The organism is Aquella oligotrophica, assembly GCF_002892535.1.
Taxonomy (GTDB): domain Bacteria; phylum Pseudomonadota; class Gammaproteobacteria; order Burkholderiales; family UBA11063; genus Aquella; species Aquella oligotrophica.
On record NZ_CP024847.1, the window covers coordinates 1,004,082 to 1,026,615 of the forward strand.

The 22,534-nt window shown below is 37.0% G+C and carries 24 protein-coding genes; 20 read left to right on the plus strand and 4 right to left on the minus strand.

Features of this window, described 5'->3' with window-relative positions:
- The 18 genes from CUN60_RS04665 (at position 1) to CUN60_RS04745 (ending at position 16,528) form a co-directional block, all read left to right on the plus strand.
- Complete coding sequence (locus tag CUN60_RS04665) at positions 1 to 747, plus strand: SDR family oxidoreductase (RefSeq protein WP_158649287.1); 747 nt, start codon at positions 1 to 3, stop codon at positions 745 to 747.
- 1 nt (position 748) lies between these two features.
- A complete protein-coding gene (locus CUN60_RS04670) occupies positions 749 to 1,810 on the plus strand; it encodes a glycosyltransferase family 9 protein (RefSeq protein ID WP_102950911.1) in 1,062 nt (353 codons plus the stop codon).
- On the plus strand, positions 1,803 to 3,425 hold the full coding sequence (locus CUN60_RS04675) for a DUF2079 domain-containing protein (protein ID WP_158649288.1): 1,623 nt from the start codon (positions 1,803 to 1,805) through the stop codon (positions 3,423 to 3,425). The genes CUN60_RS04670 and CUN60_RS04675 overlap by 8 nt, the downstream gene beginning before the upstream one ends.
- A 20-nt stretch (positions 3,426 to 3,445) precedes the next feature.
- Entirely contained in the window at positions 3,446 to 4,261 is an 816-nt protein-coding gene (locus tag CUN60_RS04680) for a glycosyltransferase family 2 protein (protein ID WP_102950913.1), read from the plus strand.
- Between the two features lies 1 nt (position 4,262).
- Positions 4,263 to 5,003: a glycosyltransferase family 25 protein gene (locus CUN60_RS04685; protein WP_102950914.1), complete on the plus strand. Its 741-nt coding sequence runs from the start codon at positions 4,263 to 4,265 to the stop codon at positions 5,001 to 5,003.
- The gene (locus tag CUN60_RS04690; RefSeq protein WP_102950915.1) at positions 5,000 to 5,680 is read left to right on the plus strand and encodes a glycosyltransferase; all 681 of its coding nucleotides are present in this window, start codon (positions 5,000 to 5,002) and stop codon (positions 5,678 to 5,680) included. Before CUN60_RS04685 ends, CUN60_RS04690 begins: the two co-directional genes overlap by 4 nt.
- Positions 5,656 to 5,847 carry a hypothetical protein gene (locus CUN60_RS04695; RefSeq protein WP_102950916.1) on the plus strand — a complete coding sequence of 64 codons (192 nt, stop codon included), beginning with the start codon at positions 5,656 to 5,658 and terminating at the stop codon, positions 5,845 to 5,847. The genes CUN60_RS04690 and CUN60_RS04695 overlap by 25 nt, the downstream gene beginning before the upstream one ends.
- 103 nt (positions 5,848 to 5,950) lie before the next feature.
- Positions 5,951 to 6,148 carry a 50S ribosomal protein L35 gene (gene rpmI, locus CUN60_RS04700; RefSeq protein ID WP_102950917.1) on the plus strand — a complete coding sequence of 66 codons (198 nt, stop codon included), beginning with the start codon at positions 5,951 to 5,953 and terminating at the stop codon, positions 6,146 to 6,148.
- Positions 6,149 to 6,161: 13 nt separating this feature from the next.
- Positions 6,162 to 6,518 carry a 50S ribosomal protein L20 gene (gene rplT / locus CUN60_RS04705; protein WP_102950918.1) on the plus strand — a complete coding sequence of 119 codons (357 nt, stop codon included), beginning with the start codon at positions 6,162 to 6,164 and terminating at the stop codon, positions 6,516 to 6,518.
- A gap of 64 nt (positions 6,519 to 6,582) precedes the next feature.
- Positions 6,583 to 7,266, plus strand: coding sequence for an LOG family protein (locus CUN60_RS04710; RefSeq protein WP_102950919.1), 684 nt, complete (start codon positions 6,583 to 6,585; stop codon positions 7,264 to 7,266).
- A gap of 23 nt (positions 7,267 to 7,289) precedes the next feature.
- Complete coding sequence (pheS, locus tag CUN60_RS04715) at positions 7,290 to 8,285, plus strand: phenylalanine--tRNA ligase subunit alpha (RefSeq protein ID WP_102950920.1); 996 nt, start codon at positions 7,290 to 7,292, stop codon at positions 8,283 to 8,285.
- The gene (pheT, locus tag CUN60_RS04720) at positions 8,286 to 10,646 is read left to right on the plus strand and encodes a phenylalanine--tRNA ligase subunit beta (protein WP_102950921.1); all 2,361 of its coding nucleotides are present in this window, start codon (positions 8,286 to 8,288) and stop codon (positions 10,644 to 10,646) included.
- 44 nt (positions 10,647 to 10,690) lie between these two features.
- Positions 10,691 to 10,990 (plus strand): integration host factor subunit alpha, encoded by a 300-nt coding sequence (locus CUN60_RS04725; RefSeq protein WP_102950922.1) that lies wholly within the window; start codon positions 10,691 to 10,693, stop codon positions 10,988 to 10,990.
- A 109-nt stretch (positions 10,991 to 11,099) separates the two neighbouring features.
- A complete protein-coding gene (locus CUN60_RS12890) occupies positions 11,100 to 11,237 on the plus strand; it encodes a hypothetical protein (protein ID WP_158649289.1) in 138 nt (45 codons plus the stop codon).
- A gap of 110 nt (positions 11,238 to 11,347) precedes the next feature.
- Positions 11,348 to 12,901 (plus strand): cytochrome ubiquinol oxidase subunit I, encoded by a 1,554-nt coding sequence (locus CUN60_RS04730; RefSeq protein WP_102950923.1) that lies wholly within the window; start codon positions 11,348 to 11,350, stop codon positions 12,899 to 12,901.
- A gap of 11 nt (positions 12,902 to 12,912) precedes the next feature.
- The gene (cydB, locus tag CUN60_RS04735; RefSeq protein WP_102950924.1) at positions 12,913 to 14,058 is read left to right on the plus strand and encodes a cytochrome d ubiquinol oxidase subunit II; all 1,146 of its coding nucleotides are present in this window, start codon (positions 12,913 to 12,915) and stop codon (positions 14,056 to 14,058) included.
- Between the two features lie 278 nt (positions 14,059 to 14,336).
- A complete protein-coding gene (fabI, locus tag CUN60_RS04740) occupies positions 14,337 to 15,104 on the plus strand; it encodes an enoyl-ACP reductase FabI (protein WP_102950925.1) in 768 nt (255 codons plus the stop codon).
- Between the two features lie 26 nt (positions 15,105 to 15,130).
- A complete protein-coding gene (locus tag CUN60_RS04745; protein ID WP_102950926.1) occupies positions 15,131 to 16,528 on the plus strand; it encodes a bifunctional enoyl-CoA hydratase/phosphate acetyltransferase in 1,398 nt (465 codons plus the stop codon).
- An 89-nt stretch (positions 16,529 to 16,617) separates the two neighbouring features.
- On the opposite strand, the gene CUN60_RS04750 is transcribed toward CUN60_RS04745, so the two are convergent.
- The 4 genes from CUN60_RS04750 to CUN60_RS04765 form a co-directional block, all read right to left on the minus strand.
- Positions 16,618 to 17,967, minus strand: a complete 1,350-nt coding sequence (locus CUN60_RS04750) for a metallopeptidase TldD-related protein (RefSeq protein WP_102950927.1) — start codon at positions 17,965 to 17,967, stop codon at positions 16,618 to 16,620.
- A 180-nt stretch (positions 17,968 to 18,147) separates the two neighbouring features.
- Positions 18,148 to 18,924, minus strand: a complete 777-nt coding sequence (locus CUN60_RS04755; RefSeq protein ID WP_102950928.1) for an HAD hydrolase family protein — start codon at positions 18,922 to 18,924, stop codon at positions 18,148 to 18,150.
- Positions 18,921 to 19,682: an exodeoxyribonuclease III gene (locus CUN60_RS04760; protein ID WP_102950929.1), complete on the minus strand. Its 762-nt coding sequence runs from the start codon at positions 19,680 to 19,682 to the stop codon at positions 18,921 to 18,923. Before CUN60_RS04760 ends, CUN60_RS04755 begins: the two co-directional genes overlap by 4 nt.
- A 20-nt stretch (positions 19,683 to 19,702) precedes the next feature.
- On the minus strand, positions 19,703 to 20,881 hold the full coding sequence (locus tag CUN60_RS04765) for a BaiN/RdsA family NAD(P)/FAD-dependent oxidoreductase (RefSeq protein WP_279639056.1): 1,179 nt from the start codon (positions 20,879 to 20,881) through the stop codon (positions 19,703 to 19,705).
- A 93-nt stretch (positions 20,882 to 20,974) separates the two neighbouring features.
- Between CUN60_RS04765 and minC the strand changes: the two genes are divergently transcribed.
- Positions 20,975 to 21,628, plus strand: coding sequence for a septum site-determining protein MinC (minC, locus tag CUN60_RS04770; protein ID WP_158649290.1), 654 nt, complete (start codon positions 20,975 to 20,977; stop codon positions 21,626 to 21,628).
- A gap of 93 nt (positions 21,629 to 21,721) precedes the next feature.
- Positions 21,722 to 22,534 carry a septum site-determining protein MinD gene (gene minD, locus CUN60_RS04775; protein ID WP_102950932.1) on the plus strand — a complete coding sequence of 271 codons (813 nt, stop codon included), beginning with the start codon at positions 21,722 to 21,724 and terminating at the stop codon, positions 22,532 to 22,534.

Consider the following 22,534-nt stretch of genomic DNA (forward strand, 5'->3'; position numbering starts at 1 on the left):
ATGCAAAATGTGATAGTTTTTGGTTCAAACTCTACGATAGCAAGAAGTGTAATTGATAAATTAGCACTTGAGCGCTGTAATTTTTATCTATTTGCCAGAGAAAAAAGTCAGCTTGAATTACAGATAAATGACCTAAAAGTTAAGTATCCAGATATAAATGTTAGCGCAGACGCTTATGATGCTTTAGTTGATACTGGCGAAATTCTTAATGGTAAAATTAAACAAGCATTTGACCAGCTTGGACGAGTAGATTTAGTGTTTATTGCGCATGGGAATCTACCCAATCAGTCAGCTTGTGAAGAAAACTGGCAAGATGCAAACAGTGCTCTAAAAGTAAATGGTTTAAGCATAATTGAAATTTGCCATAATGTAGCTAAAAGATTGAAAGAACAACAACAAGGAACTATTGCAGTAATTAGTTCTGTTGCTGGTGAGCGTGGACGGCAGAGTAATTATGTTTATGGTACGGCAAAAGGAATGATAAATATCTATTTGCAAGGGTTAAGAAATTCTCTTTACCCGCATAATGTGCATGTATTGACAATAATGCCCGGCTTTGTTGACACCAAAATGACTACCGAATTTAAAAAAGGACTATTATGGGCAAAGCCGGAAAAAGTTGCAAATGATATAGTAAAGGCAATCCATGCCAAGAAAAATGTGATTTATACTCCATGGTTTTGGCGCATAATTATGCGAATCATCAAGCTGATCCCCGAAAATAAGTTTAAAAAAATGAAATTATAATATGTGTAAATTATTCAAGAAACGTTATACCCCAGAATTTCTGACACAAATACCACATAAGGCTGACTTTCAGTTAAAAATGGAAAGCTTTGGACATATGCTTAATGAAAATTGGCGCTTATTCCGTAGGGAGCTTTCCCTAATTATGAGTGGGCAGAAATTTCTGGAGCGTGGAAATATTCCGGAAAATACCCGGCGAATTTTATGGATAGCTACATCAATTAAAAATATTGGTGATGCGGTTATGGCACTCAGTGGTCGGAAATTGTTAATTGATAAAGGTTACCAGCTGGATGTGCTTCTGGATGAAAAAGTTTATCCATTATTTGCTGATGATGACTGGTTTAATCATGTTTATACTGATCCAGTTAGAATAACCGCCGACTATGATTTAGTCATCCTTGATTCTGTAAAAAGTATTTCACTTAAAACTAAGAAGAAATACTTTAATAAAGTACCATATTGTCATTTTCGTGGGCATTTCGATGGAGTTGAATTTAATTGGATACTCTATAGCTTTCACCGGGTAAATGCTTTATTAAACTATCCTTATGAGCAAAAAGAGCTTGATCTAATGGCACGTCCAGAGCTAAAAAGAATAAAAGGCGGAGTAGTAAAAAATCAGCTAATTATTGCTATTGGTGGGGAAGATGAGAAAAGAAGGGTTTATGATAAATGGATTGAAATAGTAGATAAACTTCTCATTAAATGTCCACAGCTGACTATTATCCTAGCTGGCAATGTTAATGCTGTCAACGATGCCGATAAACTAATTGATGTATTTGGTGATCGAGTAATCAATAAAGTAAATATGCTTAGTTTGGCAGAAACTGCTCAACTACTTGCTTCTTCGGGGTATTTCCTTGGTTGTGATGGTGGATTAATGCATATTGCTTCGGCATATGGTTTAAAAGGAGTTGCCTTATTTGGCTATTTTGAGCCTGAATATCGCTTACCCATCACAAATTCCTCGTTGACTAATATTTTTGATGAAGAAACCGTTGCTAATATTAAGCCAGAATTAATTCTAAACAAGTTTATAAAGCTACTTGAAGTTGAGTAGTATTTTGTCAAGGCGTCTAAATCTGGCAGGTATTAATCAACTTGTTCTAGTGTGGGCATTCTTATTTGTTTTACCTCCTATTATTTCCTATTTTTGTCATTTGGATCTTGGTTTTCGTGATTTCCAGTATGTTGGTGCTACTTTTACTTTAATCTGGACTCTCTGGAAGCTTTATCCAGATCCGAATACAAGTATCGATATTTTCTCAATAAATAAGATATTCTTAAAGTTATTTTTTTTAGCATTGATTTTTTCTTATACTTACTCATTTATTGCAAAATATTATGCCTTTCAGCTTAAAGCCGATGATATTGCTATTTTTCAGACTATGTTAAATGCTATGTTGGCGGGTAATTTTGGCTACTCTGGTGCTGTTGGCTTCTATCATTTTGGCACGCATCAGAATTATATATTGCTTCTAGTTGTGCCCTTTTACTGGCTATTTCATACTACTGAAACGCTTCTCATAATCGGTGCTGTAGCTATCTGGGGTACTGCTCTGGGTATTTGGTTCCTTGCCAAACTGTATAAACTTAATGATTTTTATGCATTTCTTATTACCATTTCTTTTGCTTCATCACCATTAGCTGGAGTGGATTGTACTTTTTTGCCTGAGCTTTTTACACCTTTATTTTTAGTTTGGATGATGGTCTTTTACACGAAGAGGACTTTTTTGCCCTTTATCTTAATAGTGATTTTTGCACTTAGTACGAAAGAGGATGCCGTCCTTTTTGTTTTTGGAATTTCTCTAGTAATGCTATATCGTAAAGACTTTAAGTTTGCGATAGTTGCTATACTTGCTTCAGTTATGGTATTTTATATTAATATCGCTTGGGTTCAGCCATACTTTGTTCATAAGAGTGGAATGCTTATGCCAACAACTCTGCAGTTTTGGAGTGAGTATGGTTCAAGTAAGTCTGAGATTGTGCACAATCTTTTACTAAACCCAAAAGAAATCCTTCTGCGTATTTTAAATCCTGCATCAGGGGTGTGGCGTCTATATTTACCCGTCTTATTTCTACCCTTAATGATTCCAGAGGTTTTTCTTGCCAGTATTGTCACAATAGTCATGTGGGCAACTAGTAATTTTGACTTACAGCATGCATATAAGAGCTACTATGGTCTTAATCTAAATGTAATGATGTTTATTGGAGTAATAGTCTTATTGTCGAATAATCGATTAAAGGTTATTATGAATAAGTATTCCAGAAATTTTTACAATATATTCTTATTGTTCTTTTTACTATGTATTATAATCTTTCCATTATGGGGTACAGGCTGGCAAAGTTTCTGGTCTTTTGATTATTCAAATGTTGATGAGGCAAAAAAGCTTGCAGTATATATGGTGAATAATTATCATGATGCTAGTATTTGTAGTAGCTCAACACTTTATCAGTACCTTTCTGTAACTTCACTAAATATGGAGTTCTTTCCCATGTCAAGTTCAGCTACAACGGAAAATTTGATGAATTATTTTAATCGGGATTGCATTTATGCTATAACGGATTTGGGAGATAGTTATCCATTTTCACCAGCACGTATTCATCAGTTTATCTCTGAAAAATCCTGTAGTGAATTTGCTCACGGGTTTTATATTTGTTTAAATAAAAATTAGATGTTTGTATCGAGTAACGTATGATTAGTATTATTACCGCAGTTTATAATCAGTTGGCAATGAACCAGTTGTTCTGGGAAAAGCTTAATCAATATACCAAAAATAAATTTGAGTTGATTATCATTGATAATGCTTCAACTGATGGTAGCGCAGATTGGTTTGAATCAGTTGGAGTGAAAGTAATTCGGAATGAAGCTAATTATTCTTACCCACACTCACAAAATCAGGGCATTGCCGTTGCTAAGTATGATAATCTGGTTTTTATGAATAATGATGTCATTGTGTCACCAAACTGGGATGAGAATATCTTAGCATCAATGGAGCATAATGGTCTAGAAGTAGCCACAGTTTGTGGTATTGAACAGATTGAGAATTTCCTTGCTACTAGGACTTTAAAGCGGCGCTGGAAAAAAATCAAAAATTTTGTTGGGCTACTTGGTCGCTCAAAATGGGTTTTGAGTTTGATGCATAAGTTGATGTATCCAGATTGGAATAAATTTTCTAATGATCGGTTAGATAAATTCAAGTATCAAATTAAAGAAGGCTTTGTTGGTAATACCGTTGTGATGAAACGCAGTGCCATTGATAAAATTGGCTTATGGGATGAGCGTTTACAGCAGGCTGATTTTGATTTGTATTTACGGACTAAATCACGCGAAATTGAAGTTGGCGATATGAAAACGGTACATATTTGCCTAGATACATTTATTCATCATTATATTCGACTGAGCATGAAAGCTGGTTATCCGCCATTTATTGATAGTAAGAATTTTATTGGTATGCATGACAAATGGAGTCCGGAATATATGAAATATTTTGATAGTTTGAATAAATAGCATGAAAATTTATGTAATATCATTAGCCGATGCGGTAAATCGGCGCGAGCAAATTTCAGCGCAATTGGAAGCTTGCCAGCTTAGCTATGAGTTTTTTGATGCAATGCGTGGAAATCCAGATATAGCTCAAAATCATAATTATGCTTATGACTATCGTGAGAAAATGTTTGGGCGGCAAATGACGGCTGGTGAGATTGGCTGCTTTATGTCGCATCAGGAGTTGTGGCGAAAAATTGCCGCGGGAAATCAGTCTGTTTGTATTATGGAAGATGATGTTATTCTTACAAAGAATTTTGCTAGAGCCTTATCTTTGCTTGAAAATTATCAAAATTATGAGATCTTGCGTTTAAGTGGGATTTTTAAGCGAAAATGGTTTATCTGGCAGCATTTTTCTGATCTTAAACTTGTCAAATTCTGGCGCGATCCAATGGGAACTCAATGTTATATAATTAAGCCCGAGGCTGCCAAGCGATTATTGGCTAAGTCACCATTAATTAATGCGCCTGTTGATGATTTTCTTGGCAATTATGCTCTGCATCGCCTAAATGTGGTCGGTTGTGATCCCTATCTTATTGAGCATGATTGGGATATTCCATCTCAACTTGGACATCGCCATACCAAACGAAAATTGTCGGTATTGGAAAAAATCCGCCGTGAGTTTATAATTCAGGGTAATGGCGTAATGAATTTTATGATCCAGTTGGGGTATTTCCTTAAAACAAAGTTGGGTTTGCTAAAATGAAATTAAGTTTAATAATCTCAACCTATAATCGTCCAGATACCTTAGAGCTAGTTTTAAAAAGTATTCAGGTTCAAGAACTTGATGAAAATATTACCGCGAATCAGGTTGAAATCTTGGTTGCTGATGATGGTTCAAAAGAGGATACCGCTCAATTGGTCGCCCAGTTTCAGCAAAATTTTCCTTTTCGCTTAATCCATGTTTGGCATGAAGATAATGGCTTTCGGTTGGCAGCAATTCGTAATCTAGCAGTGAGTAAATCTTCCGGTGATTATCTGGTATTTATTGATGGTGATTGCCTTGTAGCCAAGGATTTTATCCTTAATCAATTTAGGCTTGCTGAAGCTGGTTATTTTGTTGGCGGTAACCGGGTACTATTAAGTGAAAAATATACCCACAAAGCACTATCTGGGAAGCTAATTAATATTGCGAGTAACTGTATTTTTAAATCAATCTGGGACAGAATAAGTGGTAAAACCAATAAATGGCTACCAGCTTTACGCTTAGATACTAATGCAGCATGGCGTAAGAAACATGCTAGTAATTGGCGGCGACCTAAAGGGTGTAATATGGCACTTTGGCGTAAAGATTATCTAACGGTTAATGGCTTTGACGAAAGCTTTAGTGGCTGGGGCATGAAGATGCTGATTTTTTGGTGCGCTTACTTCATGCAGGAATAAAAATCAAGGATGGACGCTTTGCCGCTCCAGTTTATCATTTATGGCATAAAATGAATGATAGGGCTAATGAAGGCCAGAATAAGGCGCGCCTTATGGCACGAGTGAATGATCTTGGTATAATTGAAGCAGTTGATGGTGTTAGAAAATATTTGAATAAATCATTGTAATATGCTATAATTCGTCCCTCATTGGTGGATAGTGTGGTTCCCAAAGACTCGAATCGAGCACCTACTATCTTAATTAAAAATCAGATTCATAAAGAAGGTTAACATGCCTAAATTAAAATCAAAGTCTGGTGCGAAAAAACGTTTCATTGTCCAAGGCAGTGGCGGTATCAAGCGCTCAAAAGCATTCAAACGTCATATTTTGACTAAGAAAACAACTAAAAACAAACGTCAGTTACGTGGTACCGTGCAGGTTAATCCTAGCGATATGGGTCATGTACGTAGTATGTTACCATACGCATAAAAGGAGTTGAAGAATGCCTAGAGTAAAACGTGGTGTAATCGCGCGTGCGCGTCATAAAAAAATTCTTGCTTTAGCAAAAGGCTATCGTGGTCGTCGCGGAAATGTTTTCCGTGTAGCTAAAGAAGCGGTAATGAAAGCTGGTCAATATGCTTACCGTGATCGTCGTCAGAGAAAACGTCAATTCCGTACTTTATGGATTGCGCGTATCAATGCTGGTTGCCGTGAACTTGGTTTAACTTATAGCCGTTTCATTAATGGTTTGGCTAAAGCTGAAGTTGCTGTTGATCGTAAAGTATTGTCTGATCTTGCGATCCACGATAAAGTAGCGTTTGCTAAATTTGTTGAAATTGCAAAAAGCAAACTAGCTTAATCGGTAGTGCATAATATGAATATGGGGGCTTGATTAAAGCCCTCATTTTTTTTGTTAGGTTAATATGCGGGAATTATTGATTCATGATCGCAATGTCCAAGAGCGGGTTGTTAATTCATTAGAAAAAGTTTGGGATTTGACGGATGACTTAGTTGAATTTTATCCGCGATACGAAGAGTACACCGTTACTATTTTTGGTTCGGCGCGGATTCAGGAAAATTCTCCCATTTATCAGGATGTATTTGAGTTTGCCAAAAATTTGGCACGCCTTGAATGTAATGTGGTAACTGGTGGTGGTCCGGGAATTATGGAAGCTGGCAATCGTGGGGCAATGGAAGGAAAGTTATCTAATTCTCAGATAAAGTCAGTTGGAATTAATATTGAGCTTCCGTTTGAGCAGAAAAATAACGGATATTTGGATCAGGTATTTCCGCATAAAACTTTTTTTACTCGGTTGCAGCATTTTATGGCAGTAAGCGATTGTTTTGTTGCTTTTTATGGTGGAATTGGCACAGTATTAGAGATTTTAACTGTGCTTCAGCTAATGCAGGTAAAAAAAATTAGCGACTGTAAGTTAATTTTGGTTGGTAAAATGTGGAATGGTTTAATTGATTGGTTTGAGTCAGAGATGTTAAATGAAGATATGCAGCTGATTCATCAAGGAGATTTACTGATTCCTCATCTCGTTCCTCACTATCAGGATGCTTTAGAAATTATTAAACAGCATAAAATTCAGTCAGGACTTTAATCTAATTTTCCATGGGTAGAAATATGGAGCAGCTTAATTCGGTATTAGAAACTGCATTAAATGAAATGCAGACAGTTACTTCTTTACACGATTTAGAACAGTTTAAATCGCGTTACGTTGGTAAAAGTGGTGCAATAACAGCTTTTATGCAGCAGTTAAAAGATATGGCCGCTGAAGAGCGTAAGGCGTTTGGTGCCTTAGTTAATAAAATTAAATCAGAATTTGAAGAGGCGCTAGCAGCAAGACGGCAGCAGATCATTGATAGCGAACTAGCGGCGAAATTAGCTAATGAGTCAATTGATGTAACTTTGCCGGGAAGAGGTAGTAATTCTGGGAGTTTGCATCCAGTAACGCTGACATTAAAACGATTAGTTACAATCTTTGCTAGTCTTGGATTTACTGTCGCCGATGGTCCTGAAATCGAAACAGATTATTATAATTTCAAGGCACTTAATATACCTGATAATCATCCGGCTCGGGCAATGCAAGATACTTTCTATACAAGTAGTGGGCATGTTTTGCGTACGCATACTTCTCCGATTCAGGTACGTTTTGCTGAAGAAAATGAGCCTCCCATCAAGATTGTTGCTCCTGGGCGAGTTTTTCGCGTTGATATGGATGCAACTCATAGTCCAATGTTTCATCAGATGGAGTTACTTTGGATAGATAAAGGGATCAGCTTTGCTAATTTGAAAGCGATTATTATTGAATTTATGCGCACCTTCTTTGAAGATAGTGAACTCCAAGTAAGATTTCGCGCGTCATTCTTCCCATTTACTGAGCCATCGGCTGAGGTTGATATTTATTTTGCTAAAACTGGGAAATGGCTTGAAGTTGGTGGCTGTGGTATGGTTCATCCAGAAGTTCTCAAATATATGAAGATAGATAGCCATCAGTATTCAGGATTTGCGTTTGGCTTTGGGATTGATCGATTAGCTATGCTTAAATACGGAATTACCGATTTGCGTTTGATGTTTGAAAATGATCTGGACTTTTTGCGCCAGTTTGAGGGGTGTTAAATGAAAATATCATGGAATTATTTACAAGGCTTCTTTACTGACAAGCTAGACAAAAAAGTAGTTCTTGAGCGTCTTACTATGGCTGGGCTTGAAGTTGAGGATGAAACGCCAGTTGCTCCCGAATTTAGTGGTATTGTAGTCGGTGAAGTGATTAGTTGTGAGAAACATCCGGATGCAGATAAGTTATCTCTATGTAAAGTTGATGCTGGTAGTGGCGAACCATTACAAATTATTTGTGGCGCTTCTAATGTCGCAGTTGGTGTTAAAGTACCTTGTGCTAAGGTTGGGGCAGTACTACCTGAGAATTTTAAAATTGCTGAACGCAAAATGCGTGGTTTGATGTCATATGGGATGCTTTGTAGTGGCAATGAGATTGGTTGTCCCGATGGTGTTGATGGATTACTGTTACTTAATAATGATGCTATTCCCGGTACAGATATTCGCGAATATTTGGATTTGAATGATAGTATTATTGAATTTAAAATTACGCCTAATCGTGGTGATTGTTTATCTTATACTGGGCTTGCGCGTGAAATTCATGCACTAACTGGCTATACGCTTAAAGATAAAGAATTATATTCAGACTTCTTGGCTAAAAAGTTGGAGAATTTTTCATTTAATCCGGAAGCTAGTGATAAATGCCCACATTATGTTGGTTTGGCAATTAAAAATGTTAATAATGCACAAGCTTCACCGGCATGGTTAGTTAAAGTTCTTGAACGCAGTGGCCTACGTCCAAAATCACCATTAGTTGATATTACTAATTATGTGATGATTCTACTTGGGCAACCAATGCATGCCTTTGACCTGAGTAAACTAAATTCAGGGATCGGTTTTTGTCTAGCTAAAACAGGTGAAGAGCTAAAACTTATTGATGGCACTGATGCCAGTTTAGTTAAAGACGATCTAGTAATAACTGATGGTAGTCATAATCCGGTCGCAATTGCTGGTGTTATGGGTGGGCTTGATTCAGCTGTTACTGAGGCAACTACTGAGATTCTTCTTGAAAGCGCATTTTTCTTGCCTGAAGCTATTCATGGTCGGGCTAAAGCTTATGGCGTTAGCTCTGATTCAGCTTATCGGTTTGAGCGTGGAGTAAATCCGGATATTCAGCACGATGCGATTAATCTGGCAGCTAAATTAGTACTGGAAATTTGTGGTGGTGAAGTTGTTGGTTCCATTCATTCTGTCAAGGCTACGCAACCACAAGTAAAGATAAGTATTGATTATGCTGATATGCTTAAACTTATCGGTGAAGAGATCGCTACAGTAGAAATAGATAAAATTCTTGCTGATTTAGGCTGTCAAGTGGTAGTTGAAGGTGACAAGAGGGTTATTACACCACCAGCTTATCGTTTTGATTTAAAAATTCGTGAAGATATAATCGAGGAAGTAATTCGCGTTTATGGTTATGACCGAATACAAGCAAAAATGCCAATACTTGCGCACCGCTTTAATTCGGTTGATAGTAAGTTGAATCAGTTAACTTTATGGAAAGACGCTTTGGTAAGTATGGGCTTTAATGAAGTTGTCAGTTATGCCTTTATTGAAGAATCTTACGCTGAGCTACTTGCCGATAAGAAGCATGATCTTATCTGTCTTAAAAACCCGCTTGCTGGTTTGGCGGTGATGCGTAATAATTTGATCACTGATGTGGTCAAAACCTTACAGCATAATATCAATCGTGGTTATGATAGCTTACGCGTGTTTGAATTAGCTAGAGTATTTCATGGTGAAACCGCTGAAGCGCAACCACTATATCTATCTGGTCTGATTTATGGAAAGCATAATGCAGGTTGGTCTGAAAAATCACGCCAAGTTGATTTTTATGATTTAAAAAGTATCGTTGAGAATCTTTTTTCTGCTTATGGGAAGCTTGATTTTACTACTCTTAATGATAATCCTTTATTTCATCCGGGTAGAACAGCGAATATTATTATCAATGGCATCAATGTTGGAGTACTAGGACAACTCCATCCAAAACTGGGTCAGCCATTAGGACTTGATATATTGCCTTATATATTTGAGGTTGATACTAGTCTTATTCAGCCAGAAATCAGCTATAGCTTATCCGCTGTTAGTAAATTTCAGAAAGTTAATCGTGATCTCGCCTTTATTCTTGATAAGAGCGTAAATGTTGGCGATATTCTGAAATCAATCAATGCCTTGCAGATAAATGATTTGCTATCTTCAACAATATTTGATATATTTACGGGTGGAAATTTACCAGATAATCAGAAGAGCGTAGCATTAAAGTTTACTTTCCAGAGTGATCATACGCTTACTGATGAAGAAATAGTTAGTTATCTTGAATTGATAAAACAGAAGGTAGCTAGCGAATTTAATGGGCAGCTACGTTAAATATAGCTTTTAAATAAGATTTTAATTTTATGATTGGGTTGAATATGTCTAAAACTGTGACTAAAAATGATTTAATACAAGTGGTGATTGATAATTCTACGTTAACCAGACAGGATGCGTATAAGCTAGTTGAGGATTTTTTTGATGTGATGACAAAAAGTCTTGAAGATGGTGATGAAGTGAAAGTGTCGGGTTTTGGTAATTTTATTTTGCGGGATAAAAATCCCCGTGTTGGACGTAATCCAAAGACTAAAGAAGAATTTCCTATTAGTGCTCGTCGTGTGGTATCGTTCCATACTAGTAATTTATTGAAAGAACAGATAAAAGACTATAAGCCTGAGTAGGTCTTTAGGGTATTAACCTGACAAGATTAGTGGGTTATTAACCCTACAAAAAATGTGGTAATTGTGGCGAAATATGTTAAAATATTGGTATGAGCATTGGAGAACGCCTATGTTTAAGCAATATTGGAAAGAAATTATCTGCCTGTTAGTGGTGAAAGCCATTCTCCTGACAGGGTTGTGGTATGTTTCATTTAGTAATCCACCAAAACTTGATGATCAGACAACTGGTCAGCATATTTTAGGATAATAACATATTTCGCATTTTGTGAAATGTAAGCACTGATTTAGTAATCAGAGCTTAACTCCTGAATTTGTAAATCAGGTTAAACTTTTACACATTTTTTGAGGTTGAAAACCATGGACACTTTAGTTGATTTATCGCGATTGCAATTTGCAATAACAGCGATGTATCATTTCATATTTGTGCCACTTACTTTAGGTATGACTTGGCTATTGGTAATTATGGAAACGATATACGTAATTACTGGTAAAGAAATTTACAAGGATATGACCAAGTTTTGGGGTAAACTCTTTGGTATTAATTTTGCCATTGGAGTAACTACTGGTCTTACCATGGAGTTTCAGTTTGGAACCAACTGGGCATATTATTCGCACTATGTTGGTGATATTTTCGGTGTGCCATTGGCAATTGAAGGCTTGATGGCATTCTTCCTTGAATCTACCTTTATTGGAATGTTCTTTTTTGCCTGGGATCGGGTATCGAAAAAGCAACATTTACTTTTTACCATTCTGGTAGCAATCGGTTCTAATCTTTCTGCACTATGGATCTTAGTAGCAAATGGCTGGATGCAAAATCCAGTTGGTACTATATTTAATCCAATTACAATGCGGATGGAACTTGATAGTTTTTATAGCGTATTATTTAATCCGGTTGGACAAGCCAAATTCTTCCACACTGTTTGTGCTGGTTATGTAACTGCATCTGTTTTCGTACTTGGGATTTCTTCCTTCTATTTAATGAAAAAACAAGATCTGCCTTTTGCTCGTCGTTCGTTTAAGATAGCTGCGATTTTTGGTTTATTTGCAACCATTGCCGTAATAATCATGGGTGATGAGTCAGGTCTTCAAGTTTATAAAGCACAACCATCAAAACTTGCTGCGATTGAAGGTGTATGGCAGACGGAAGAAGCTCCTGCTCCTTGGTCGCTATTAGCTTTACCAGATCAGGAAAAACGGACCAATGATTTTAATATCAAGATTCCTTATGTCGGCAGTTTGATTCTTCATCATGATTTGCAAGGGTCAATCAAAGGGGTTGAAGAAATTGTCGCTGAGAATCGCGAGAAGATCATAAGTGGGCAAAAAGCGCTGGTAATGTTGGAAGCTTTCCGTAAAAACCCACATGATCAAGCTATGGCTGCACAGATTCAGGCTAATTCTGCGGATTTGGGGTATGGACTACTTCTTAAAAAATATACTAACGATGTTGCTAATGCTACACCACAAATGATTGATGAAGCTGCTAAAAGCACAGTGCCACATGTACTGCCACTATATTATAGCTTTAGGATAATGGTATTTTTGGGTGCTTCGTTCTTCATGTTGTTTGCTTTGGCAAGCTGGTATTCTTTTGGCAATAGAAAACTATTTGAAACTAAAACTTGGCTACTTAAATGGGCATTATTCTGGATTCCAACCCCATGGATTGCCTGCTGGGCTGGTTGGTTTGTTGCTGAATATGGGCGTCAGCCATGGACAATTTTTGGTATATTACCAACGCATTTATCTGCTTCAAGCTTGACTAGTGGCGAATTAATCTTCTCCTTGACTGGGTTTGTGGTTATCTATACCTTGTTGGCGGTAATCGAAATTTGGCTAATGGTTAAATATACTAAGCTTGGTCCTTCAAGTTTGGGAACTGGTAAATATCATTTTGAGCAGCAGGCATAAGGGGATAAATCATGGAATATGCAATTTTAAAATTGATATGGTGGGTTTTAGTAGCTGTACTCATGATTGGTCTGATGATTATGGATGGTCATGATATGGGTGTGGGTGCATTATCACCTTTTATTGGTAAGACGGATTCAGAACGTCGGGCTGCAATTAATTCAGTAGCACCTCATTGGGATGGTAATCAGGTTTGGTTTATTACTGGTGGTGGAGCGGTTTTTGCTGCATGGCCACTGGTATATGCTACATCTTTCTCTATTCTATACATTGCAATTTTGGCGGTGCTGTGGACACTATTTTTACGTGCTCCAGCGTTTGATTATCGTTCTAAGATAGAGAATCCTAGTTGGCGTAAAACTTGGGACTGGGTATTATTTGTTGGCTCAGCTGTGCCACCGTTACTATTTGGTGTTGCAGTCGGAAATGTAATGCTAGGTGTTCCATTTCATTTTGATAATGACATGCGCTTGGTGAGTGATGCAGTTAATCCATTATTTGGATTCCTTGGTCTACTTTCACCATTTGCTTTATTATGTGGACTTGTATCACTATGTATGACACTTGCTCATGGTGGCGTATATCTGACGATCCGTACTGAAGGTGCAATGCAGGTAAGGGCTAAGAAAGCTGCAAAAATTTTCTTAATTCTAGCAATAGTATTATTTGCGCTAGGTGGCTTAGTTGTTGGACATATTAATGGTTATGTTGCAACAAACCTTGATCCGAATGGTCCATCTGATCCGTTACTAAAAACAGTTGAGATTGTAAAAGGTGGTTGGTTACATAACTATCAGCAATATCCACTGATGATGCTTGCTCCAGTGCTTGCTTTTGCTGGTCTAATATTGTCTTTAATCCTTAATGCTAAAGATAAATCAGGTCTTGCATTTATTTTTAGTGGTGTTGGGATGGCTGGGATTATCTTGACTGCTGGCTTATCAATGTTTCCATTTATTATGCCTTCAAGTTCGAGTCCGGCAAGCAGTTTAACCGCTTGGGATGCAACTTCGTCGCAGCATACATTATTATTAATGCTTGTTGCAGCGTTAATTTTTACCCCGATAGTTTTGACATACACTTCGTGGGTATATCGGATCATGCGTGGTAAATTGACTACTGCGCGGATTGAAGAAAATTCAAAATCAATGTATTAATCTTGGAGAATGATTATGCTGATTCTTACATGGGCGATTTGTGTTTATCTTGGGGTAATGGTAACTGCCAAGACTCTAGCAAAGCAGGAGAAAAATCCTGAATTGCTTGATAAATAAACTTGATATAATCAGGCTAATTGAAATTCTAGTTGTACTTTTTACGCATTAGCCATAAATTGTATAGACATGAACAAAGGATCTTAAACTGATTATGTATTTATCTATAAAACGGGAATATCTTCCCGTTTTGTTTTTTGTGAAAGTATGGAGCTAAAAACGTGATTGTTGACTTGAACGGTAAAAAGGGATTGGTTATTGGAATTGCCAATAAAGATAGTATTGCTTATGGGTGTGCCAAAAAATTTAGGGAAGCCGGAGCAGGATTGGCTGTGACTTATCTGAATGAGAAGGCAAAACCTTTTGTTGAACCTCTGGCAAATGAACTTGCAGCTGAATTGTTTATGCCATGTAATGTTATGGTGGCTGAAGACTTGGAGAAAGTTTTCTCGCAAATTGAGCAGGAGTTTGGCAAACTTGATTTCTTATTGCATTCAATCGCCTTTGCACCAAAAGAAGATCTGCATAGTGAAGTTTATAAGTCCTCTAAAGATGGTTTTATGTCCGCAATGGATGTTTCATGCTACTCAATGATTGAGATGACAAGGCTGGCACTTCCGCTAATGAAAGATGGTGGTAGTATTTTGACGATGAGTTATTATGGTAGTGAGAAGGTTATCCGTGATTATAATCTAATGGGAATAGCCAAGGCAGCACTTGAGTCAACTGTACGGTATCTTGCTGCTGAGCTTGGTCAGTTTGGTGTCAGGGTAAATGCGATTTCGCCTGGACCAATTATGACTCGCGCAGCATCAGGAATCAAGGGATTTGATCAGTTAATTAGTAATACTCTTCAAGTTGCACCATTACGAGACCCAGTTTCTATTGATGGGGTTGGTAATCTGGCTGCATTTCTGGCGGCAGATTCTGGTCGAGAAATTACGGGGCAGGTGGTTTTAATTGATGGTGGTTACTCGATTATTGGCTAGGTTTTAATTTAGATTTGGAGTTTAAGATGGAATATATAGAGAATGTAATTTTTAATGAGATTAATATTGGCGATTCGGCAACGCTTGAACATACAATAACCGAGAATGATATAAATTTGTTTGCAGCAGTATCTGGTGATGTTAATCCTGCGCATGTGGACGAAGATTATGCTAAAAATAGCGTATTTAAGGAAGTTATTGCTCATGGTATGGGAGTGGCTTCTTTTTTATCTACGATATTAGGAACAAAATTACCTGGTCCTGGAACTATTTATCTTGGGCAGAATCTACGCTTTGAACATCCAGTTCGCCTTGGTGATCGGATTTTGGCAAAAATTACTGCGGCATCCAAACGCGAAGATAAAAATATTGTTGAATTTGACTGTCAATGTACCAATCAGGCTGGTAAAGTAGTAATTAGTGGTACTGCAATTGTTAAAGTTCCAACTGTTAAAATAAGACGCGAAAAAGTAGAAATTCCTCAAGTGATGTTCAAGAAAGAGGAAAATCATTTACTAGCAATTTTGCATAAAATGTCAATAGGTATGGAAGCTGTTAAAACTGCAATTGTTCACCCTGTTGACGAATTATCTTTGCTTGGTGCGGTTGAAGCTGCTGAAGATGGTAGCATTATTCCTATTCTGGTTGGACCAGTTGCCAAAATTAAAGCTTGTGCTAATCAATTTAATATTGACATTGACGGGTTTGAAATTGTTAATACCGAACATAGTCATGAGGCAGCTGAGGTTGCTGTTAGACTAGCCAGAGAAGGCAAGGTTGATGCGTTAATGAAAGGAAAACTTCATACGGATGAGTTAATGCACGCAATATTAAATAAAGAGTATGGAATTCGCACAGATCGCCGGATGAGTCACGTATTTGCAATTGATGCAGATAACTATCCAAAACCACTTTTTTTAAGCGATGCAGCGATTAATCTTTTCCCAGATTTTGATACCAAAGTTGATATTGTATTAAATTCAATTGAGTTATTTAAAGGCATGGGTTTAGGTGTACCAAAGATAGCAATTGTTTCCGCAGTTGAAACGGTTAATCCACAAATTCCATCAACTGTTGATGCTGCTGCTATTTGTAAGATGGCAGAGCGAAAACAAATCTGTGGTGCAATTATTGATGGTCCGCTTGCTTTTGATAATGCAATATCATCTGAGTCAGCAAAAGTCAAGGAAATTGATTCTCCAGTTGCTGGAGATGCTGATATTATTATTGTTCCCGATATTGAATCAGGTAATCTCTTATATAAACAGATGACTTATTTATCTGGTATGGATGCTGCAGGAATTGTTATGGGAGCAAGAGTTCCAATTATTTTAACCAGCCGCGGCAGTGATAGCAAGTCACGCAAGGCATCGGCATTAATGGCACAAATTTATGCAACTAATAAAAAATCATTAAAAGGTTAATTGTTCATCCAATCAAAAGGTTAGGCTAGATACTAACCTTTTTCTATTTTCATGCAATTTATGCCTAGTTGTTAATTTTTGCAAGACTGTTACTTACCTGTGATTTGCAGGCAGTTAGACTCAATAAGCATTGAACCGCAAAGTAAACTCCCCGGTGAGCTATCATTTGCAATATAGAGTATATTATTATAAATATCCCGCATATTTCCAGAAATCGTTAGATTGTCTGTAAAATGACTTATTTTGCCATCAATTATAACCAGTCCAGAAGCTCCGACTGAATAATCTCCAGTTACCGAGTTTAGACCGTGGCCAATGGTTTCAATGATTATTAATCCAGAGTACATTTCTTTGGCAAGTGCTGCAAGATCACCATTGAAATTGCTTGACACTTTGAGGTTATGTGCACCACCAGCATTACCTGTTGGTTGCATATTAAGCTTTCGCGCTGAATAGGCAGATAAAAGATAACCACTAACAAGCCCATTATCAACTAGTCTCCGCCGATAGACTTGCCCACCTTCATTATCAAAATAACAGCTAGATAGTCCTTCCGGAATAAAAGGATCTTCTTCAATACTTAACCATTCAGGAAGAACTTTACTACCAAGGCTATCATTTAAAAAGCTTAGTTTTCGGTATTGGGAATTACCACTAAGTGCAGCAATCAATGCTCCGATAATTGATTTGGCAATAGTAGTTTCAAAAATTACTTTACAGGTAGATTTTTTAAATTCACCTTTATCAAGCCGACGTAATAGTCGTTTTGTAGCATGATCGGCTAGTTCAGTCGAGGTTAGGAGGTTAGTATAATTTCTTGAGGAACTGTACCAGTAGTCCGTCTGCATTCCATTACTTGTATTACCAATCAGGCTTACTGAGTTTGAGTAACGACTGGTTTGATATCCCAAATTAAAACCATTACTATTGGCAGTAACAAAGTTATAACTTGTCAATGAAACAGAAGCCCCATCTGATGCGGTTATGCGTTTATCAGAGTTTAAAGCCTTTTGTTCAATATCCATGACAGTTGAAATGAGGGTTTCATTACTCTCATTATGAGGGATGTAAAGATCTAGATCCGTAATTAATTCTTTTGTTAAAAACTGTTTATCAAGGATTCCATTTGCCGCGTCTGCCTGCGTGTATTTTGCAATTTCGAGAGCCTGTTTTATTATTGTATCCAGATCCTTGGTATCAATATTACTTATACCAATATGACCTTTTTGTTGACCAAGATAAACCGTTAGTAGCATTTGACTTTCATGGCTGGTTTCAAAATTCTCAATTTTTTGATCTAAAACTTCAATGTCGGTAGAAATACTTTCACTTAATTCAACCTGTGCCTGACTAGCGCCAAGTTTTATTGTGCGATTAATAATGTCATTAGCATAATCTGATAACTGTGATTGTTGGTAGATAAATTGTAGTTTTGTCATAATTACTCTTGAAATTAAATTGTTTAATATCTCTATTGGTTAATTTTTTTACAATTAAATTGCATACCATCCAAAATGGTCGGTTGTCAGGCAATTAAAATACAGGTACAATCATGCGTTGAAGATACATAAATGTATTTTCCTATTCCTAAAGGTGTAACTCTACAAGAGTTACGCCTTTCAATTTATAATTTTAATCAAAACGTCTGCCACGTCATGAGGTGTTGCTACGTGATAATTTGCACTAGTCTCTGGTAAATAGTCACCAACCTTGATGGTTATAATGTCTTGCAATTCTGGATGTTCAATCAATGGTAGATCGTTACGATCGTTAAAAACAAAGGCAGTCTCATTTGCCTTTAGTCCCAACATTTCAAGAAGTTTAAAACAAGTGCTTCCCTTTGTTACGCCTTTTGCCGTAACATCAATATTTCTTTCATTTTGATGCCAATTAACACCATCTAGGTTAATATCTTCTTTTATGCGCAAGAAGATTTTTGTTGGTGGGTTGTCAAGTGACCACTGGCGGTATTCTTCTATGTCAGCAGTTGCCTGAGCTGTAGTAAATTGCGGACGATTGCTCCAGTGCTCCAGTTCATTTTCACTAAAAATATAGCTTCGTTGTTCATCCAGATATGAATACAGGAAATCTATCCTTTCAACGTTAAGCTGGTTAAATAAATGATTAATTTCTTCGGGAGTTAAAAAATGGTCGATAACACTTGTGCCATCATGTAATACCAATCTACCACCACCATCAACAATATGAGGTACATCACGACTGAGGTAATCAATAATTGGAAGCCGCCTTAATAAATCTAAGCTTCGACCTGTTGCCATTATCCATTTTATCTGTGGATTATTTATAATCAAGTCCCGCAAATTATTTGGTAATATTCCCTCATGGGTAATAGTTGAGCCATCTCCATCCATGATTACAGCTTTTATCTTTGTCATAAGTCATATTCCATAATCAGAGGCGCGTGATCAGAAAATTTCTGATCCTTATAAATTTGTGCCGATTTTAGTTTATCTTTTAGCCGATCTGTAATAATCTGATAATCAATCCGCCAACCAACATCTTTAGTGTATGCCTGTCCACGATTAGACCACCAGGTATAACCCGGAGCGTCAGGGTAGAGGTGACGCCATGAATCAGTATAACCACTCTTTAATAGTTCTGTCATCCATGCTCGTTCTTCAGGTAAAAAACCAGAATTCTTAAGATTTCCTTTCCAGTTTTTTAAGTCAATTTCATTATGGGCGATATTCCAGTCTCCAGTAATGATGTAATCACGGTCCAAATGCTGTTTTTTCAGAATTGGCAGATAATAATCCATAAAGCGGAATTTTTTTTGCTGCTTATCTTCTCCACTTGAACCTGATGGCATATAGAGGGAAATAACACTTAGTTGTCCATATTGAAACTCTAGATAACGACCTTCATCATCAATTTCCTGGTTCGCCAATCCTGTGATGATATTGTCTGGTTTAGTACGTGCGAGAATAGCAACTCCACTATATCCTTTTTTTTGTGCTGGATAGAATTCGCAAATATAATTGTTATAGTTAATTAATTCTTTGGGAATGGAGTCAATGTCGGCTTTTATTTCTTGCAGGCAGATAATATCTGCATCCTCAGTGGATAACCATTCAAAAAAGCCTTTATTGTGCGCTGAGCGGATGCCATTTACGTTGGCGGTTATTATTTTCATATTTACCTCAAATAATCATTTTAAATGCTCGTGGCCGCTGCATGCGCAGATGACCATGCCCACTGAAAATTGTAGCCACCAAGCCAGCCTGTCACATCAACCACTTCACCAATGAAATATAATCCATCAATATTTTTTGCCATCATTGATTTTGAATCAAGGAATTTGGTATCTACACCACCTTTGGTTACTTCAGCCTTTTTATATCCTTCGCTACCATTTGGAAGGATTTCAAAATTATGTATGAAAGACGTTATTTTATCAATATCCTTATTGCTTAGTTGACTTAACTGCCTATTAATGCCTAAAAGTTCGCAGATGCGCTCGGTTAGGCGTTCAGAAAAGAAATCATGCAGGAAGTTTCTTAATAATTTGTTACTGCTGCGATTATCCAATATTTCAGATTTTATGGCTTTATCTGGTAGTAAATTTATCTTTATTGATTCTCCGTGTTGCCAATAAGAAGATATTTGTAAAATTGCTGGACCGCTAAGACCTCTATGCGTAAATAAACTATTTTCGCGAAAGCTGACTTTTCCAATGCTGGTTATGCTATCAAAAGAAATACCGGATAAGGGACTAAATGATGCCAACGTTTCTTGATTTAGGGTTAATGGAACCAATGCTGGTCTGGTATCGATTATTTTTAGACCAAACTGTTTTGCTATTTGATAGCCAAACCCGCTTGCACCTATTTGTGGAATCGATAAACCACCACAGGCAACTACTAGGGTTTCAGAGTTAAATATTCCTCTATTCGTTTCAAGTTTGAATCTGCCGTTTATTTTATCTAGGGAGATAATTGAGGTTTCCATTAGTCTGGTAACGTTATTTTCCTGACATAGTTGATCAAGTAGGTCTATAATCGCCTGAGATTTTTCATTACAGAATAATTGTCCAAGAGTCTTTTCATGATAGCCAATATTGTATTTATCAAGTATTTCGGTAAAGTGAAATGGGGTATATCTAGATAAGGCTGAGGTGGCAAAATGTTTATTTTGTGAAAGGTAACACTCGGGATTAGTATTTACATTGGTAAAATTACACCTGCCACCACCAGAAATGCGTATTTTTTCCGCAAGTCTAGAGCTATGGTCAAGTAGCAGGACTTTTTTGTGTTTTGATGCTGCTATGTGGGCGCACATCATACCAGCGGCCCCCGCACCAATTATAATAATGTCAAACTCTTTATTGTGCACAATGAAATAATATAGACTGGAAGTTATTGTGTGATAAAATCATGAATGTATTATAACTTATATTTTGTAACTGACGCTTAAAAAAATATGCCCATGACACCACCAGTTAAAATAAATCTCGCCAGTTTTGATTATTACATTCTTAAATTATCTCCTGATGCTACAGCAGAACAAATCTACGATAAGTTGGTACACTTACGTAAACTTGATGCCTTTGGTCGTTATCTAGTTATTGAGTTTGATGGGAAAATTAGTCCGGAAAAACAAACTGAGATAATAAGATTAATTAAGGTAAATGCAGAGAAATTAATGTTTGAGCTAAAATTTATTCTGGCAAATGAGTTTGCATTAATGAAAAATATTGCAGATATTCCAGTAGTTGAGCTCTCACTTAATTTAAAATCAACCCCGGTTAGTAATCCGGTACTTCGGATTGAAGAACCTATCCGTAGTGGGATAAAAATTGAAAATGATGGTGATATTGTTATTTTAAACTTGGTATCACATAATGCAGAAATAATCTCTGGTGGGAATATTCATGTTTATGGAGATGCCAGGGGTAGATTAGTCGCAGGGCGTTATGGCGATAAAAGTGCTAGAATTTTTGTACAGAAATTTAACCCGGAACTTATATCTATTGCTGGAATATATAAGGCATTAGATGAAAAGTTGCCAGAACATTTATTAAATAAGCCGGCGCAAGTTTTTCTTGATGATAAAGATCGGTTAAATGTAGTGGCCTTATAAGATTGTTATTTTATTTTTTTGGGTGAAAGAAACTTCGTTGAAAAATCATTGGATTTTTCATAAATTAATAAAGGCTATTTGGCAGGAGTATTTATGGCTAAAATTGTTGTGGTAACATCGGGAAAAGGTGGCGTTGGTAAAACTACCACGTCAGCCAGCTTTGCAACTGGCTTGGCATTACGTGGCTACAAAACGGTTGTGATTGATTTTGATATTGGGCTACGTAACCTTGATTTGATTATGGGTTGTGAGCGCCGTGTAGTTTATGATTTTGTGAATGTGATTAGTGGTGATGCGACGCTGCATCAAGCACTCATCAAAGACAAGAACTGTGATAATTTATTTATTCTTGCTGCATCGCAAACCAAAGATAAAGATGCCTTGACTGAAGAAGGGGTACAAAAAGTTCTTGATGATCTTGCCAAAGATTTTGACTATATCGTATGTGATTCACCGGCAGGGATTGAAAAAGGTGCATTTATGGCACTATACTTTGCGGATGAGGCATTAGTGGTTACTAATCCTGAAGTTTCTTCAGTGCGTGATTCTGATCGGATTCTTGGGATTCTATCTTCAAAATCAAGGCGCGCAGTTGAGGGTAAAGAAAAAGTTAAAGAACATTTGGTTATAACCCGATATAACCCGGATCGGGTGGAAGCTGGTGATATGCTTTCAATTCAGGATATTCAGGATATTTTACGTATTCCTGTGCTTGGTGTTATTCCTGAGTCAAAAGATGTTTTGCAAGCGTCAAATACAGGCACTCCAGCAATTAACCTCAAAGGAACTAATGTTTCAGAAGCTTATACTGATCTGGTAGCGCGCTTTTTGGGTGAAGATAAGCCAATGCGCTATACGACTGCCGAGAAGAAAGGGCTGTTAAAACGTCTTTTTGGAGGTAACTGA